This is a genomic window from Neobacillus niacini (assembly GCF_023715785.1).
GTDB lineage: Bacteria > Bacillota > Bacilli > Bacillales > Cytobacillaceae > Neobacillus > Neobacillus niacini_E.
In genome coordinates, this window is the sequence record NZ_JAMBOX010000042.1 from 1 (window position 1) to 1,396 (window position 1,396).

General features: G+C 41.5%; 2 protein-coding genes. Both read left to right on the top strand.

The window, feature by feature from the left end:
- Nucleotides 1-70: 70 nt before the first annotated feature.
- Nucleotides 71-760 (top strand): helix-turn-helix domain-containing protein, encoded by a 690-nt coding sequence (locus M3234_RS28585; protein ID WP_262307915.1) that lies wholly within the window; start codon nucleotides 71-73, stop codon nucleotides 758-760.
- Nucleotides 761-792: 32 nt separating this feature from the next.
- Nucleotides 793-1,396: IS3 family transposase (locus M3234_RS28590; RefSeq protein WP_262307916.1), on the top strand; the 604-nt coding region annotated here is incomplete at its 3' end.

Genomic DNA, 1,396 nt, shown 5'->3' on the forward strand with positions numbered 1-1,396 from the left:
TGATATGCTCCCTATAAGGTAGACAGATGAAATAATAAAAATCTGTTTACTTTATTAGGGGGCTTTTTCTATGGCAAAAAGAGTTTACTCAGCACAGGAAAAACATGAGTTAATTGTGGCGTTTGAGGATAGACAAACATCGATTAAAGACTTCTGTCGGCAATTCAATATTTCTAAAGTAACGGTTAAAGAATGGATCTCACTATTTGAGAAATATGGAATGGATGGACTTCAAGATTCCAGTGGCTGGAGACGGTACTCCAAAGAGGTAAAAACGGCTGCCGTTCTTGATTATCTTTCAGGGAATTATTCTCAGTCAGAGATTGTGCGTAAATATGAAATATCCAGTAGATCAGTGTTGAGAAAGTGGATAAAGAATTATAATGATCATAGAGAATTAAAAGACACGCAAAGGATGAAGAACTCTATGATCAAAGGTCGATCCACCTCACTTGAAGAACGTTTAGAAATTGTGATGTATTGTCTACGGAACGGAAAAAATTATCACCAGGCATCAGAGAATTTTGAGGTCTCTTATCAACAGGTATATCAATGGGTAAAGAAGTACGAGAAAGACGGAGAAGACGGTCTTAAAGACAAGCGGGGCCAGCATAAGGCGGAACCGGAGCTAACTCCCGAAGAGAAGATTCAACGTGAAGTGAAACGGTTAGAACGGGAAAATGAGCGGCTGCGAGCAGAAAATGAATTCTTAAAAAAGTTGGAGGAGATCGAAAGGAGGCGTTTAAAGAAGCGTCCTTAAGCCAGGTTCGCTTAACCGATAAATATGTAGCTATTCAGGAATTACATGAGAATGAGAACTTCTCCATTTCGCTATTATGCGAGATTGCTAGAATTGCACGTTCTGCCTACTATAAGTGGCTTCACCGTACCCCTTCCGAGAATGAGAAGTGGAATGAAGAAATTCTGGAGGAGATAAAGCGTCTAAATAAGAAGGTGGACGGCATATACGGATATCGCCGTATAACGTTGAACTTGAACCGTACTTTATCCCAACCAGTTAACCATAAGCGTGTGTATCGACTGATGAAGATCAGTGGAATCCAGTCGGTTATTCGACGCAAGCACAAGAACTATAAACCAAGCACACCGCAACATGTGGCCGAGAACGTACTGAACAGGGATTTCCACGCAGAGAAGCCAAATGAAAAATGGCTGACCGATGTGACTGAAATGAAGTTCGGGACTTCCCAGAAGGCTTATTTGAGTGCGATTTTAGATTTGTACGATGGATCGATTGTAAGCTATGTATTGGGCACTTCCAACAATAATCCGTTGGTGTTTCAAACCCTGGATTTGGCGTTGGAGGCCAACCTGGAAGCTACTCCCCTCCTCCATAGCGATAGAGGATTTCAATACACCTCGCCAGCATTTAAAA

Excerpts from the sequence above, each read along its gene's own strand:
- M3234_RS28585 (WP_262307915.1), top strand. The coding sequence starts at position 71 with ATGGCAAAAAGAGTTTACTCAGCACAGGAAAAACATGAGTTAATTGTG.